General features: G+C 37.9%; 15 protein-coding genes. All 15 read left to right on the forward strand.

What is annotated here, in order from left to right:
* Positions 1 to 75 precede the first annotated feature (75 nt).
* The 15 genes from NHH15_RS04230 (at position 76) to gpmI (ending at position 15,859) form a co-directional block, all read left to right on the forward strand.
* Positions 76 to 1,599, forward strand: a complete 1,524-nt coding sequence (locus NHH15_RS04230) for a sodium/proline symporter (RefSeq protein ID WP_262065406.1) — start codon at positions 76 to 78, stop codon at positions 1,597 to 1,599.
* A 187-nt stretch (positions 1,600 to 1,786) separates the two neighbouring features.
* Complete coding sequence (gene recA / locus NHH15_RS04235; RefSeq protein ID WP_262065407.1) at positions 1,787 to 2,812, forward strand: recombinase RecA; 1,026 nt, start codon at positions 1,787 to 1,789, stop codon at positions 2,810 to 2,812.
* The gene (locus tag NHH15_RS04240; protein WP_262065408.1) at positions 2,809 to 3,411 is read left to right on the forward strand and encodes a regulatory protein RecX; all 603 of its coding nucleotides are present in this window, start codon (positions 2,809 to 2,811) and stop codon (positions 3,409 to 3,411) included. The genes recA and NHH15_RS04240 overlap by 4 nt, the downstream gene beginning before the upstream one ends.
* A 65-nt stretch (positions 3,412 to 3,476) precedes the next feature.
* Positions 3,477 to 5,030: a ribonuclease Y gene (gene rny / locus NHH15_RS04245; protein ID WP_262065409.1), complete on the forward strand. Its 1,554-nt coding sequence runs from the start codon at positions 3,477 to 3,479 to the stop codon at positions 5,028 to 5,030.
* Between the two features lie 230 nt (positions 5,031 to 5,260).
* Positions 5,261 to 6,460, forward strand: a complete 1,200-nt coding sequence (locus NHH15_RS04250; protein WP_262065410.1) for a pyridoxal phosphate-dependent aminotransferase — start codon at positions 5,261 to 5,263, stop codon at positions 6,458 to 6,460.
* A gap of 15 nt (positions 6,461 to 6,475) precedes the next feature.
* Positions 6,476 to 7,024: an NUDIX domain-containing protein gene (locus NHH15_RS04255; RefSeq protein WP_262065411.1), complete on the forward strand. Its 549-nt coding sequence runs from the start codon at positions 6,476 to 6,478 to the stop codon at positions 7,022 to 7,024.
* A gap of 87 nt (positions 7,025 to 7,111) precedes the next feature.
* On the forward strand, positions 7,112 to 7,573 hold the full coding sequence (locus NHH15_RS04260) for an RrF2 family transcriptional regulator (RefSeq protein ID WP_262065412.1): 462 nt from the start codon (positions 7,112 to 7,114) through the stop codon (positions 7,571 to 7,573).
* A 9-nt stretch (positions 7,574 to 7,582) separates the two neighbouring features.
* On the forward strand, positions 7,583 to 8,764 hold the full coding sequence (gene nifS / locus NHH15_RS04265) for a cysteine desulfurase NifS (protein ID WP_262065413.1): 1,182 nt from the start codon (positions 7,583 to 7,585) through the stop codon (positions 8,762 to 8,764).
* Between the two features lie 16 nt (positions 8,765 to 8,780).
* A complete protein-coding gene (gene nifU / locus NHH15_RS04270) occupies positions 8,781 to 9,221 on the forward strand; it encodes a Fe-S cluster assembly scaffold protein NifU (protein ID WP_262065414.1) in 441 nt (146 codons plus the stop codon).
* The gene (gene mnmA / locus NHH15_RS04275; RefSeq protein ID WP_262065415.1) at positions 9,221 to 10,306 is read left to right on the forward strand and encodes a tRNA 2-thiouridine(34) synthase MnmA; all 1,086 of its coding nucleotides are present in this window, start codon (positions 9,221 to 9,223) and stop codon (positions 10,304 to 10,306) included. The genes nifU and mnmA overlap by 1 nt, the downstream gene beginning before the upstream one ends.
* Complete coding sequence (locus tag NHH15_RS04280; RefSeq protein ID WP_262065416.1) at positions 10,293 to 11,111, forward strand: histidinol-phosphatase HisJ family protein; 819 nt, start codon at positions 10,293 to 10,295, stop codon at positions 11,109 to 11,111. Before mnmA ends, NHH15_RS04280 begins: the two co-directional genes overlap by 14 nt.
* 143 nt (positions 11,112 to 11,254) lie before the next feature.
* Positions 11,255 to 12,268 (forward strand): type I glyceraldehyde-3-phosphate dehydrogenase, encoded by a 1,014-nt coding sequence (gap, locus tag NHH15_RS04285; RefSeq protein WP_262065417.1) that lies wholly within the window; start codon positions 11,255 to 11,257, stop codon positions 12,266 to 12,268.
* Positions 12,269 to 12,343: 75 nt separating this feature from the next.
* Positions 12,344 to 13,537, forward strand: a complete 1,194-nt coding sequence (locus NHH15_RS04290; protein ID WP_262065418.1) for a phosphoglycerate kinase — start codon at positions 12,344 to 12,346, stop codon at positions 13,535 to 13,537.
* A gap of 23 nt (positions 13,538 to 13,560) precedes the next feature.
* A complete protein-coding gene (gene tpiA, locus NHH15_RS04295) occupies positions 13,561 to 14,310 on the forward strand; it encodes a triose-phosphate isomerase (protein ID WP_262065419.1) in 750 nt (249 codons plus the stop codon).
* A gap of 13 nt (positions 14,311 to 14,323) precedes the next feature.
* A complete protein-coding gene (gene gpmI, locus NHH15_RS04300) occupies positions 14,324 to 15,859 on the forward strand; it encodes a 2,3-bisphosphoglycerate-independent phosphoglycerate mutase (protein WP_262065420.1) in 1,536 nt (511 codons plus the stop codon).
* Positions 15,860 to 15,866 lie beyond the last annotated feature (7 nt).

The raw sequence follows: 15,866 nt of genomic DNA on the forward strand, positions 1-15,866 counted from the left end.
TCCTATGCTATGATTGCTCTTAGCTTTAGCGCATTAATGCGTAACGGTTTAAAGCAAAAAAAGGAGAGTAAAGACATGGGAATTAAAATCAGTATGCTGATTGTCTTTTTTTTAATCATGGTTTTGGTTGGAATTTATGCAAGAAAGCACACAAAAAGTGTTGATGGATTTGTGTTGGGGGGAAGAAGTGCGGGACCGTGGCTAACGGCCTTTGCCTATGGAACCTCTTATTTTTCGGCAGTAGTGTTTATTGGATATGCCGGACAATTTGGCTGGAAATATGGTGTTGCATCTACTTGGATTGGAATTGGAAATGCACTGATTGGTAGTTTATTGGCCTGGGTTATTCTGGGGAGAAGAACGAAGATTATGTCCCGACATTTAAATTCAAGAACAATGCCGGAATTTTTTGAAGGAAGATATGGAAGCAAAGCACTTAAAATTGCTGCATCAGGAATTTGCTTTATATTTTTGGTGCCTTATACGGCATCTATTTACAATGGACTTTCCAGACTTTTTGAAATGGCATTCCATATTCCCTATCACTACTGCGTAATAGGAATGGCGGTCTTTACTGGAATATATGTTATTCTGGGAGGCTATATGGCAACTGCAATTAATGATTTTATTCAAGGAATTATTATGCTGTTTGGTATTGTAGTAATTATTGCTGCAACATTAAATACTCAAGGTGGATTTATGGAGGCAATAAAAACACTGTCAACAATTGACAGTGAAGCTTCAGCTACACTGGGACAAGCAGGGGCATACACCTCCTTTTTTGGTCCAGACCCTATCAATCTCTTAGGAGTTGTAGTATTAACATCTCTTGGAACCTGGGGATTGCCACAGATGATTAGTAAGTTCTATGCAATCAAAGATGAGAAGGCAATTAATACAGGAACTGTTATTTCTACTGTATTTGCATTTGTAGTAGCAGGTGGTTCCTATTTTCTGGGAGGCTTCGGACGCTTGTTTGATGGTCCGGAGATAAAAGATGAAATGGGAAATGTTGTCTATGATAGCGTGATGCCTCATATGCTTTCCGGTCTGCCAGATATTTTGATCGGTATTGTTGTGATATTAGTACTGTCTGCATCTATGTCAACTCTTGCATCTTTAGTACTGACCTCTAGCTCTACCTTAACTCTGGATTTTTTAAAGGGCTTTGTATTTAAAAAGATGTCAGAAAAGAAACAAGTTTTAATTATGCAGATATTAATTGTAGTATTTATTGTAATATCCGTTTTACTGGCTTTAAATCCAAGTACATTTATTGCTCAGCTGATGGGAGTGTCCTGGGGGGCATTGGCAGGATCTTTTCTGGCACCATTCTTATATGGACTCTATTGGAAAGGGGCAACAAAAGCTGCTGTGTGGGTAAGTTTTTTCTGTGGAACAGGAATTACAGTATCAAATCTTATTTTTAAGTATATTGAATCACCAATTAATGCTGGTGCGCTGGCTATGATATGTGGTCTTATCATTCTTCCGATTGTCAGTCTCATAACACCACGCCCAGACAAAGAGACAGTCGATAAAATGTTTGCAGTATACGACACCAAAGTAGAACAAATTCAAAAGCGTACACTAAAATAAAAAATTATTGACGTGAGCGCAAATTGCATGATATCTTAAGGTCATCAGGAAGACGTATGACTTTAAGATATCTTTTTTTATCGACTGTAATTCTTACAGAAATTTTCCCAAGATTACTTGACATTTTAGGAAGGATATAATAGAATTTAACCATTGAACGAACAAACGTTCTTAAAGGAGAAAAAACATGGTGAGTGAAAATAAGAAAAAAGCATTGGATGCAGCAATTGCAAAACTTGAAAAAGATTTCGGGAAAGGAACCGTTATGAAGCTGGGTGATCCAGAGGCCAGAGCGGCAGTGGAAACAGTTCCCACCGGTTCAATAAGCTTAGACTTAGCTTTAGGTCTCGGTGGATTTCCCCGAGGAAGAGTGATTGAAATATATGGTCCAGAATCAAGCGGTAAGACAACCGTTGCACTTCATGCAATAGCAGAAGTACAAAAAAGAGGAGGAATTGCAGGATTTGTAGATGCAGAGCATGCACTTGACCCTAAATATGCAAAAAATATTGGTGTGGATATTGACGAGCTTTACATCTCACAACCAGACAGTGGAGATCAGGCACTTGAAATCGCGGAAACGATGGTTCGTTCCGGCGCAATTGATATTATCGTAATTGACTCCGTAGCAGCTCTTGTTCCCAGACAAGAGATTGAAGGCGATATGGGGGATAGTCACGTGGGATTGCAAGCGAGACTTATGTCTCAAGCTCTGCGTAAACTAACTCCAGTCATTAGTAAATCAAACTGTATCGTAATTTTCATCAATCAATTGAGAGAGAAAGTCGGTGTAATGTTTGGAAATCCAGAAACCACCTCTGGAGGTAGAGCATTGAAATTTTATGCTTCTGTTCGACTGGATGTTCGTAGAATTGAAACATTAAAACAAGCCGGTGAGATGGTAGGAAACAGGACAAGAGTAAAGGTTGTAAAGAATAAAATTGCACCGCCATTCCAAGAAGCGGAATTTGATATTATGTTCGGCAAAGGAATTTCGAAGGAAGGAGATATCCTTGATTTGGCAACGAAACTTGATTTGGTTCAAAAAAGCGGGGCATGGTTTGCTTATAATAATGAAAAAATTGGACAAGGCAGAGAAAATGCAAAAGCTTATTTAATGGAACATCCCGAAGTTTTGGAAACATTAGAGGAACAAATCCGAGAAAGTTATCAAATTGATGAGGGTGGTGAAGAGACGGAGAACAAAGAATGATTGTCACCAAAATCGAAAAAATAAAATCTACTTATTTTAAAGTATATATAGACGAGGAGTTTGCCTTTCGCTTAACGAAAGGTGAGCTTTCTCGCTTTTTTATTGAGGAAAACAAGGAAATTTCTCAAGAGAAACTTCATGAGATTCAAAGTGCAGTTACAAAAAGAGCAAAAAAGTATATTCTACATCTCCTTGAAGATATGGATCGAACAGAAGAGCAGCTGCGTACAAAATTAAAAGATAAGGACTATACAAAGGAAACGTCAGATGCTGCTATTTCTTATGCAAAGGGATTTGGATACATCAATGATGCGAACTTTGCACTACGTTTTCTGGAAAGTAAAAAGCATCAAAAGAGTAAGAAAGAGCTTTATTATCTTATGCTTCAAAAAGGCTTTGATAAAGAAGATATTTCTGCTGCGTTTTCCAGTGGCTATCAAGAGGATGTTGATGAAGAAATTGCACTGGAAAATTTGATGCATAAAAGAAAATTTACTCGGGAAGATCAAAATGAAAAAGAAATAAAAAAGGCCCAAGCTTATTTTCTGCGCAAGGGATTTTCTTATGATATTGTCAAACGCCTTTTTCTTGACAGATAGGCAAAAGAAGGTTAAAATTGAAGTGTTGTATTTGTACAATGAAAATCAAATAAGGAGGTGCTCCTGTGCCAATAGGAATCGGAATTGCTGCAATTATTGTAGTTGCCATTCTGGCTGCGCTAATTAGTCGTGTTCTAACGATTTCAAGCTTAAAAAGTAATGCTGAAAGCAAAATCGGAAATGCAGAAACAAAAGCGAGAGAAATCATTGATGAAGCGGTTAAAACAGCGGAGGCCAAAAAGAAGGAGTCTCTATTAGAAGTAAAGGAAGAGTCCATAAAGACGAAGAATGAGCTTGAAAAGGAGACAAAGGAACGGCGCGCAGAATTACAGCGTTATGAAAAAAGAGTACTGTCTAAGGAAGAAACTTTGGAAAAACGCTCTGATGCATTAGAAAAACGTGAAAATAGTTTTTCTACCAAAGAAGAGCAGTTAAAGAGTAAAGAAGCAAAAGTTGAGGAGCTTAGCAGGCAAAGGGTACAGGAACTAGAGAGAATCTCAGGATTAACCTCTGAACAAGCAAAAGAGTATTTGTTAAAAACTGTTGAAGATGATGTAAAACATGATGCTGCGAAATTAGTTAAAGAATTAGAAACACAAGCAAAGGAAGAAGCTGACAAAAAAGCGAAGGAATATGTGATTACTGCGATACAAAGGTGTTCAGCTGATCACGTAGCAGAGACAACGATTTCCGTTGTGCAACTTCCAAGCGATGAGATGAAGGGTAGAATTATAGGACGAGAAGGTCGTAACATTAGAGCTCTCGAAACCTTAACTGGAGTGGAATTAATTATCGATGATACACCAGAAGCTGTGGTATTATCAGGATTTGATCCAATCCGAAGAGAAGTAGCTAAGATCGCTCTTGAAAAACTAATTGTAGACGGAAGAATTCATCCGGCTCGAATAGAAGAGATGGTCGAAAAAGCACAAAAAGAAGTAGAAGTAATGATTCGTGAAGAAGGTGAAGAAGCCGCTCTGGAAGTAGGAGTACATGGCATTCATCCGGAATTGATTAAATTATTGGGACGAATGAGATTTCGTACCAGTTACGGTCAAAATGCACTGAAACATTCGATTGAAGTGGCACATCTTGCCGGATTACTGGCAGGTGAAATTGGACTTGATGTTCGAATTGCCAAAAGAGCAGGTTTATTACATGACATTGGAAAATCCATCGATCATGATGTGGAAGGTTCGCATATACAAATAGGCGTTGATTTGTGCCGTAAGTACAAAGAATCGGCAGTTGTAATCAATGCAGTTGAAGCCCATCATGGAGATGTTGAGCCCACGTCGTTAATAGCAGTGATTGTTCAAGCAGCTGATACAATTTCTGCAGCTAGGCCGGGCGCTAGAAGAGAAACATTAGAAACATACACAAACAGATTGAAACAATTAGAAGATATTACAAATCAATTCAAGGGAGTTGATAAATCTTTTGCGATTCAGGCAGGTAGAGAGGTTCGAATTATGGTAGTTCCTGAACAAGTATCTGACGCCGACATGGTATTGATGGCCAGAGATATTGCGAAGCAAATCGAGTATGAATTAGAATATCCTGGACAAATAAAGGTAAATGTGATTCGTGAATCACGAGTGACAGACTTTGCGAAATAGTAAAATGAGAGAATCGAGTAATCGATTCTCTTTTTTTATCCATACTTTAATACGATGCATTTTATGAAGGATGCATTGTATGCTCTTGCATAATATTTAGAGAACAAGGATAAATACGTATACAAAACTCCGAAAATAGAATATACCAGTAATTAATCTTGCATTTTCTCGATAAAAGAGATATAATTCCATTAGTGATTAAAATTTCAAAAGTAAGGTAGGTAAATAAGATGTCATTAGCGTTATCAGAAAAAGCACTGAAAGTAAAGCCGTCATCAACTTTAGCAATTACGGCCAAAGCAAAAAAATTAAAAGAAAAAGGTGTGGATGTTGTAGGGTTCGGAGCAGGAGAACCAGACTTTGACACTCCTATAAATATAAAGGATGCAGCATCAGATGCTATTAATTCAGGGTTTACAAAGTATACTCCGGCATCAGGAACAGACGAGCTAAAACTTGCTATCTCAAAAAAATTCAAAGAGTTCAACGGATTAAACTACGAAAAAAATCAAATCGTGGTAAGTAATGGAGGAAAGCACTCTCTTACAAATATATTTGAAGCTATTATGAATCCAGGGGATGAGGTAATCATTCCAGCACCTTATTGGCTGACCTACCCTGAGATTGTGAAGCTTTGTGATGGTGTTCCTGTATACTTATATGGAGACAAAAAAACAGGATATAAAATCACAGCAGAGCAAGTACAGGATGCCATAACTCCAAAGACAAAAGCACTTATTTTAAATACACCCAGCAATCCAACTGGGATGATTTATTCGGAAGAAGAGCTAAAAGCAATTGCAGATGTTGTTGTTAAAAATGATATCTACGTTGTCGCAGATGAAATGTATGAATATCTAATTTATGGAGATAAAAAACATGTAAGCATCGCTTCATTAGGAGACGAAATCTATAAAAGAACCATTACCTGCAGTGGTGTATCTAAAAGCTATGCTATGACAGGATGGAGAATTGGTTATACAGGATCAAGTGTTGAAATTGCTAAACTGATGTCAAGCATTCAAAGTCATCAAACTTCTAACCCTTGCTCCATTGCTCAAAAAGCAGCCACGGAAGCTATCAACGGTTGTCAAAATACGGTTGGTGAGATGAAAAAGGAATTTGATGAAAGACGTAAATTCATGTCTGACCGAATTCAAGCAATGCCTCTTGTGGACACCTTAGAGCCAGAAGGCGCTTTCTATGTGTTTGTAGATTGCAGTGAATTAATTGGACGTAGCTACAAAGAAAGAAAAATCGAGAGTGCAAACTGTATCGCGAATATACTGATAGAAGATTATAATGTCGCTGTTGTTCCATGTGAAGATTTTGGGTTTGACAAACACATACGCTTGTCCTATGCTATATCAATGAAAGCAATTACGAAGGGGTTAGATCGTATCGAGGATTTTTTAAACACCCTTTCATAGCAAAGGAGATAAGACATGAGCAACGAAGTTAAACGAGTGAAGCGTGAAGAAGTGTATAAGGGGCGGATTTTAACCCTTTACAAGGACTATATGAAATTCGAAAATGGTAATACTTCCCAATGGGATTTTATACACCATGACGGTGCAACCGCTGTTCTGCCTGTCTTAGAGGATGGAAAAATTGTGATGGTAAGACAATATCGCAATGCATTAGAGCGAGACACCTTAGAGATTCCAGCTGGAAAGTTGGATTCTCCTGATGAGGATCCGATCAAATGCGCCCAAAGAGAATTGGAAGAGGAGACGGGATATCGTAGCGAAAAATGGTCCCACTTACTGACAATTAAAACCACAGTTGCCTTTTGTGATGAAAACATTGAGGTTTACTTGGCAGAGAATTTAATTTCCGGCACTCCCCATCTGGATGAAAATGAATATGTCGAAATCGAGAAATTTACTTTAGAAGAATTGAAGAAAAAAATATTTGACTGTGAAATTCAAGATTCTAAGACAGTAGCTGCTATACTGGCTTATGAATCGAAATATAAAAGCTCTATCTCTTAACTGAGGTGGAGTTTTTGTATTTTATGAAATACAATATTGACATTCTTAATTCCTAGTATTAAACTAGGGATTAAAGAGGTGATGATATTGAAGCTTTCAACAAAAGGAAGATATGGATTAAGAGCAATGATTGACCTTGCACGCTTCAGCCAAAACGAGCCCGTTTCAATTAATAGTATTGCTACCAGACAAAATATCTCTGAGGGATACCTTGAACAAATCGTATCCCGCCTAAAAAAAGCTGGTTTAGTGGATAGCTTAAGAGGTGCAAGTGGCGGATATTTTCTTGGAAAAGATGCCAGCCACATATCGGTAGGCGATGTTTTACGTGCTTTAGAGGGTGATTTGGATCCTGTAAAGTGTACTGGTTTTGATGAAGACGAGGGATGCAGCGCATCGAAGGGATGTGTAACAAAGTATGTATGGCAGAAAATAAATGATAGCATCAATCAAACAGTAGACCAAATTATGCTCTCGGAATTAGTGGAAGAAAGTATTGAAATAGATCCCACAGGTGAACTAGACGCATCAATGTGTAAGGGAAAGTAGGAGGTTCTTATGAATAAATTGATTTATTTAGACAATGCAGCAACAACAAAGACAGATCCCAGAGTTGTGGAAGAGATGCTGCCGTATTTTTCGGAGAAATTCGGAAACCCATCCAGTATATACAGTTTTGCAGCTGCAAATAAGGAAGTGGAAACAAAACAAAGAGATAGAATCGCAAAAAGTCTTGGAGCAAAAAGCAATGAAATATACTTTACAGCTGGTGGTTCGGAGTCGGATAATTGGGCATTAAAGGCAACAGCTGAGGCCTATAAAGAGAAAGGCAATCACATTATTACTACAAAAATTGAGCATCATGCAATTTTGCATAGTGCAGATTATTTGGAAAAACATGGGATTGAAGTAACGTATTTAGATGTAGACGAATATGGACTTATTGATTTAGACGAACTAGAAAATGCGATTCGTCCTACAACGATTCTGATATCTATCATGTTTGCAAATAATGAGATTGGAACAATTGAACCAATTAAGGAGATTGGGGAAATTGCAAAGAAGCACAACATTCTCTTTCATACGGATGCTGTACAAGCTTATGGTCATGTACCAATCCATGTAGATGAGATGAATATCGATATGTTAAGTGCCAGCGGACACAAGTTTAATGGACCAAAAGGAATTGGTTTTTTATACATACGCAAAGGGGTTAAGATTCGCTCTTTCATACACGGTGGAGCGCAGGAGAGAAAGAGGCGGGCAGGAACGGAAAATGTACCGGGTATTGTAGGAATGGGAGCAGCAGCAAAGCTTGCAGAGGATTCCATGGCTGAACGGGCAAAACAAGAAAGTGATTTGAGAGATTATCTTATTAACCGTGTCTTAAAGGAGATTCCTTATTCCAGATTAAACGGGCATCCCACGAAACGATTACCTAATAATGCAAATTTCTGCTTTCGTTTCATTGAAGGAGAAGGAATGTTGATTCGTTTGGATATGAAGGGCATATGTGCATCCAGTGGATCTGCCTGTACTTCGGGCTCACTTGATCCTTCTCACGTGCTTCTGGCAATTGGGCTTCCCCATGAAATTGCCCATGGTTCCCTTCGATTGACTTTAGGTGAAGATACTACAAAAGAAGATATTGATTACGTAGTTGATAACTTAAAAGAAATCGTAAAAGGGATTCGGGAAATGTCACCTTTATATGAAGATTTTTTAAAGAAAAACAAATAGAGTTGGAGGAAGAGCTATGTATTCAGAAAAAGTAATGGACCATTTTGAAAATCCTAGAAATGTTGGAGAGATCGAAAATCCCAGTGGTGTAGGCACAGTAGGAAATGCAAAGTGTGGCGATATCATGAGAATGTATTTAGACATTGATGAAAATCATGTTATAAAAGATGTTAAATTTAAAACCTTTGGCTGTGGTGCTGCTGTTGCAACCAGTTCAATGGCAACAGAATTGGTAAAAGGAAAAACAGTAGAAGAAGCTTTAAAAGTAACCAATAAAGCCGTTATGGATGCCTTGGATGGACTGCCACCGGTGAAGGTGCACTGCTCCCTATTGGCAGAAGAATCAATACATGCCGCTCTCTGGGATTATGCTGAAAAGAAGGGGTTGACAATTGAAGGACTTAAGAAGCCGAAATCAGATATTCATGAGGATGAAGAAGAGGAAGAAGAGTATTAATGGAAAAGAAAAAGGTTGTAGTAGGTATGTCAGGAGGAGTTGACTCCTCTGTGGCTGCCTATCTTTTACAAAAAGAAGGATATGATGTGATTGGTGTTACCATGCAGATCTGGCAGGATGAAGATGAAATAAAAGTGCAAGAACAGGGTGGTTGTTGTGGTTTAAGTGCTGTTGACGATGCCAGGAGAGTTGCAGCCTCTCTTGGCATTCCTTACTATGTTATGAACTTTAAAGAGGATTTTAAAAATTCTGTAATCGATTATTTTATCAATGAATATCTGGATGGAAAAACACCGAATCCATGTATTGCGTGTAATCGATTTGTAAAATGGGAATCTTTATTAAAGCGTAGTATGGATATTGGTGCAGATTATATTGCAACGGGGCATTATGCAAAAGTACATTGCTTAGAGAATGGACGTCTTACTTTAAAAAGAGCAAAAACCCTGGCAAAGGATCAAACTTATGCGCTCTATAATCTAACCCAGGAACAACTCAAGAAAACCCTTATGCCAGTAGGCGATTATAGTAAAGAAGAGGTGCGGGAAATTGCAGAAAAAATAAATCTGCAAATCGCCAGCAAACCGGATAGCCAGGACATTTGTTTTGTAGAAGATGGTGATTACGCAAAATTTATTCAGGAAAATACAGACAAAGAAATCAAATCCGGCAATTTTGTTACTTCCAAAGGTGAGGTAATCGGACAACACAAAGGCATTATACACTACACAGTAGGACAAAGAAAAGGATTAGGACTTGCTCTTGGTTATCCTGTGTTTGTACTTGAGATTCGCCCAGACACAAATGAGATTGTGGTTGGAAGTGATGAAGAATCAAAGTCTTACTATGTTCGTGCAAATCATGTAAATTTTATGGGAGCAGAAGACATTGATGAAGAGGAAGAAGTATTTGCTAAAATAAGATATAACCATCGCGGTGCCATGTGTCGTGTGAAAAGAACTGGTGAAGACGAAATACTCTGTGTTTTCCAAGAAGCTCAAAGAGCCATTACACCTGGACAGGCTATTGTTTTATACCGAGAGGACTATATTCTTATGGGAGGAACAATCATTGGAAACAAATAACATTAAAGCGGATTATCACTTGCATTCCTGCTTTTCATTTGATTCAAAAGAAACTCCAGAAAATGTGGTACTGGAAGGAATAAATAGAGGCTTTACTCATATAAGTATGACAGATCATCACGACATAAAATGTTTGGAATATCCAGAAGATACAGTTTTTGATGAAAAGGAATACTTTCATGAAATTGGAAAGCTAAAAGAGCGCTACAAAGATAAAATTCATATTAATGCAGGGATTGAAATTGGACTTCAACCTCAGTTGGTAGAATATTATCGTCATTATTTCGAAAAACACCAGTTTGACTTTATTATAGGTTCAGTGCATGTTATGAACGGCAGGGATCCTTATTTGAAAAACGTATTCAAAGGAAAAAGAGATCAAGAGGTATATCGTGCTTATCTTGAAGCAGTGCTTGAAAATGTTCGGCTCCATGATGAATACCATGTGTTAGGTCATTTGGACTATGTGGTACGTTATGGTAATGACATGGATAAAAATTATAATGTCGAAAAAGATTTTGATTTGATTGATTCGATATTAAAAACAATTATTGAAAAAGGTAAAGGTATTGAGATCAATAGTGCTGGAATCAGAAAGGGATTAAAAGGTCCCCATCCTTCTATAGAAATTATCAGAAGGTATAAAGAATTGGGTGGCGAAATACTAACCATTGGTTCAGACGCACATATCGCTTCGGATGTTGGCAGTGGTTTTTCTGTCATACGAGACATTTTAATGGCGCTGGATATACATTATTACACAATATTTTTGGACGGAAACAAAAAATTTTATAAAGTTTCCTAGTTTTTCACAAATAACACGCAAAACCCTTGAAATATTGTATGCGTTTTAGTACAATAAACAGTGGTTGATGTTTCTTTAACGAAGTTAAAGGGATTCACAAATAATGACTGATAACAGTTAAATTACTTAGGAGGAAATTAAAGATGGCAGTTAAAGTAGCGATTAATGGATTTGGACGTATTGGACGTCTTGCATTCAGACAAATGTTTGTAGCAGAAGGATATGAGGTAGTAGCAATCAATGACCTTACATCACCAAAGATGCTTGCTCACTTATTAAAATATGATACAACTCAAGGAAAATTTGAATTGTATGATAAAGTAACAAACACAGATGATTCTATCATTATTGATGGACATGAAATTAGAATTTATGCTGAAGCGGATGCTTCAAAACTTCCATGGGGAGACTTAGACGTAGACGTTGTTCTTGAATGTACTGGATTCTATACATCTAAAGCTGCTGCATCAGCACACATTACAGCAGGAGCTAAAAAGGTTGTTATTTCTGCACCAGCAGGAAATGATTTGCCAACAATCGTTTACAATGTAAACCACAAAATTTTAAAACCAGAAGATACAGTTATTTCTGCTGCTTCTTGTACAACAAACTGTTTAGCACCTATGGCTGACACTTTAAACAAATTGGCTCCAATCAAAGGTGGAATCATGGCTACAATCCATGCTTACACAGGAGATCAAATGCCTCTTGACGGACCTCAAAAGAAGGGTGATTTAAGAAGATCTCGTGCTGCTGCTGAAAACATCGTACCAAACAGTACAGGTGCTGCAAAAGCAATCGGTCTTGTTATTCCAGAGTTAAACGGAAAATTAATCGGAGCTGCTCAAAGAGTTCCTACACCAACAGGATCTACAACACTTCTTATGGCAGTAGTTGAAGGTGAAGTTACAGCTGATCAGATTAATGATGCTATGAAAGCAGCTGCAAATGAATCTTTCGGATATAACACAGACGAAATCGTTTCTTCTGATATCGTAGGTATCAAATATGGTTCATTATTTGATGCGACTCAAACAATGGCTATGCCTTTAGGTGATGGAACAACAGAAGTACAGGTTGTTTCTTGGTATGATAATGAAAATTCATACACAAGCCAAATGGTTCGTACAATTAAGTATTTAGCTGAATTAAACTAATATAAGTAGACTCAAAAAAGAATGGGGTCCGGTCTATCCAGACCGGACCTCTTTAATTATGTAAGGAGGAAATACATGCTAAACAAAAAATCAGTTGATGATATTAATGTAAAAGGGAAAAGAGTTTTGGTTCGTTGTGATTTTAATGTTCCTTTAATCGATGGAAAAATTACAGATGAAAATAGATTAGTTGCAGCACTTCCAACCATAAAGAAATTAATTGCTGATGGCGGAAGAGTAATTCTTTGTTCTCATCTTGGAAAACCAAAAGGAGAGCCAGTTCCTGCGTTATCACTTGCGCCAGTTGCAGCTCGCTTAAGTGAACTACTGGGACAAGACGTGAAATTTGCAGCTGACAAGGAAGTGGTTGGCGAAAACGCAAAAAATGCAGTCCAAAATATGAACGATGGAGATGTAATTCTTCTTGAAAACACAAGATATCGTAGCGAAGAGACGAAAAACGGCGAAGCATTTTCAAAGGATTTGGCTTCACTTGCAGATATTTTTGTAAACGACGCTTTCGGTACTGCTCATAGAGCACACTGCTCGAATGTTGGTGTTACAAAATATGTGGATGTGGCAGTTGTTGGATACTTGATGCAAAAAGAAATTGACTTTTTGGGAAATGCAGTAAATAATCCAGCAAGACCTTTTGTTGCAATTTTAGGTGGAGCAAAGGTTTCAAGTAAAATATCTGTTATTGAAAATCTCTTAGATAAAGTAGACGTACTAATTATCGGTGGTGGTATGGCGTATACATTTATCAAAGCAGAAGGCGGAAAAATCGGAAAATCTTTATTGGAGGCTGATTATTTGGACTATGCTTTAGAGATGAAAAAGAAAGCAGAAGAAAAGAACGTTAAGTTTTTACTTCCTGTTGATACCATTATTGCAGACGATTTTTCAAATGATGCTAATTCTAAAACAGTTAATATTGATGAAATTCCTGATGGATGGTTAGGACTTGATATTGGACCAAAGAGTGAAGAAATATTTGTGGATGCAGTAAAAGATGCAAAAACAGTTGTTTGGAATGGTCCAATGGGAACCTTTGAAATGCCGAAATTCGCTCACGGTACTGAGGCAGTTGCAAAAGCTTTAGCAGATGTGGATGCAACAACAATTATCGGTGGTGGAGATTCAGCAGCAGCAGTAAATCAGCTTGGGTATGGGGATAAAATGACTCATATTTCAACAGGTGGTGGTGCTTCACTGGAATTCCTTGAAGGAAAAGAACTTCCTGGAGTTGCAGCAGCAAACGATAAATAAAACCAAAAGAGGAGAATAAGAAAATGGCAAGAAGAAAAATTGTAGCAGGAAACTGGAAAATGAATAAGACACCAAGTGAGGCAGTAGCATTAGTTGAAGAGCTTAAGCCACTTGTAAAAAGTGAGGATGTTGATGTAGTATTCTGCGTACCTGCAATCGATATTATTCCAGTTGTTGAGGCAACAAAGGGAACGAATATTAAGGTGGGTGCTGAAAATATGTACTACGAAGAGAGCGGCGCTTTTACCGGAGAGATTTCTCCAGCTATGTTAACAGATGCTGGTGTAGAATACGTTGTTTTAGGACACTCTGAAAGAAGAGAGTATTTTGCAGAGACAGATGAAACTGTAAATAAGAAGATGTTAAAGGCTTTTGAACATGGATTGACACCTATTATGTGCTGTGGAGAAACTTTAGAGCAAAGAGAACAAGGTGTTACGATGGATTTCATTCGTCAGCAAGTTAAAATTGGTTTCCTGAATGTAACAGCTGAGCAAGCAAAGAAAGCCGTTATTGCATATGAACCAATCTGGGCTATTGGAACAGGAAAAACAGCGTCAACAGCTCAAGCTCAAGAAGTGTGTGCTGATATTCGTAAGTGCATCGCAGAAGTGTATGATGAAGCAACTGCAGCGGCAGTTCGTATTCAATACGGCGGTTCTGTAAATGCAGATACTGCTGCTGACTTATTCTCCCAGAATGATATTGATGGAGGCTTGGTAGGTGGAGCTTCTTTGAAGGCAGATTTTGGAAAAATCGTAAATTATAAATAGTAAGGACAAAAACATGAAAAAACCAACAGTTTTAATGATTCTAGATGGATATGGATTAAATAGTGAGACGAAAGGAAATGCCGTTGCCGAAGCAAATACTCCTGTTATGGATGATTTGATGAGCACATATCCCTTCGTTGAAGGAAATGCCAGCGGAATGGCGGTAGGTCTTCCAGAAGGACAAATGGGAAATTCTGAAGTTGGTCATTTGAACATGGGTGCCGGACGTATTGTTTATCAGGATTTAACGAAAATTACAAAAGCAATTCAAGACGGAGACTTTTTCGAAAATCAAGCGCTTTTGAAAGCTTGTGAAAATGCAAAGAAGAACAATAGTGCTCTTCATTTGATGGGTCTTGTCTCGGATGGTGGAGTACATAGCCATAATACACATATTTATGGGCTGTTAAAACTTGCAAAACAACAAGGGATTGAAAAGGTCTATGTTCATTGCTTCTTAGATGGCAGAGATACGCCACCTGAATCAGGAAAAGAATTTGTTCAGGAATTAGAAAATGAAATGGCAAAAATTGGAGTTGGAAAAGTAGCTACTGTGATGGGTAGATACTATGCTATGGACAGAGATAATCGCTGGGAAAGAGTACAAGAAGCATATTATGCTATAGCAAAAGGTAATGGAGAAGAGTCTACCAGTGCAACGGATGCAATTCAAGCATCTTATGACAATAGCGTTACGGATGAATTTGTAAGACCGACAGTAATTATGGAAAATGGAGCACCGGTTGCACATGTATTAGACGGTGATTCTGTGATTTTCTTTAATTTTAGACCTGATCGTGCAAGAGAAATTACAAGAACATTCTGTGATGATAAATTTGAAGGCTTCAATAGAGGAACACGAATTAAAACAACCTTTGTGTGTTTTACAGATTATGATGTTACTATCACAAACAAGTTCGTGGCATTTACCAAAGATGAAATCACAAATACCTTTGGTGAATTCCTTGCATCTCATAATATGACTCAAGCAAGAATTGCAGAAACTGAAAAGTATGCTCACGTAACCTTCTTCTTTAATGGAGGGGTCGAAGAGCCAAACAAAGGAGAGAGTCGTATCCTTGTTAAATCACCCAAGGTTGCTACCTATGATTTACAACCTGAAATGAGTGCTTTTGAAGTATGCGATAAGCTTGTAGATGCGATTGTTTCACAAAAATATGATGTGATTATTGTAAACTTTGCAAATCCGGACATGGTAGGTCATACTGGAATTGAAAGCGCAGCAATTAAAGCAATAGAGTCCGTAGACGAGTGCGTTGGAAGGACTGTTCAAGCGATTAAAGAGGTGGATGGACAGATGTTTATCTGTGCAGATCATGGAAATGCAGAGCAACTGATTGATCCAAAAGACGGAGAGCCTTTTACAGCACATACTACAAATCCAGTTCCATTCATTTTAGTAAATGCAGACCCTTCTTATAAATTAAAAGAAGGCGGCGCTCTTTGCGATATTGTTCCAACGCTTATCGATATGATGGGAATGGAGCAGCCTGCTGAAATGACAGGGCATTCATTACTTGAAAAGTAAGGTAATA

This window comes from Aequitasia blattaphilus (genome assembly GCF_024721305.1).
GTDB lineage: Bacteria > Bacillota > Clostridia > Lachnospirales > Lachnospiraceae > Aequitasia > Aequitasia blattaphila.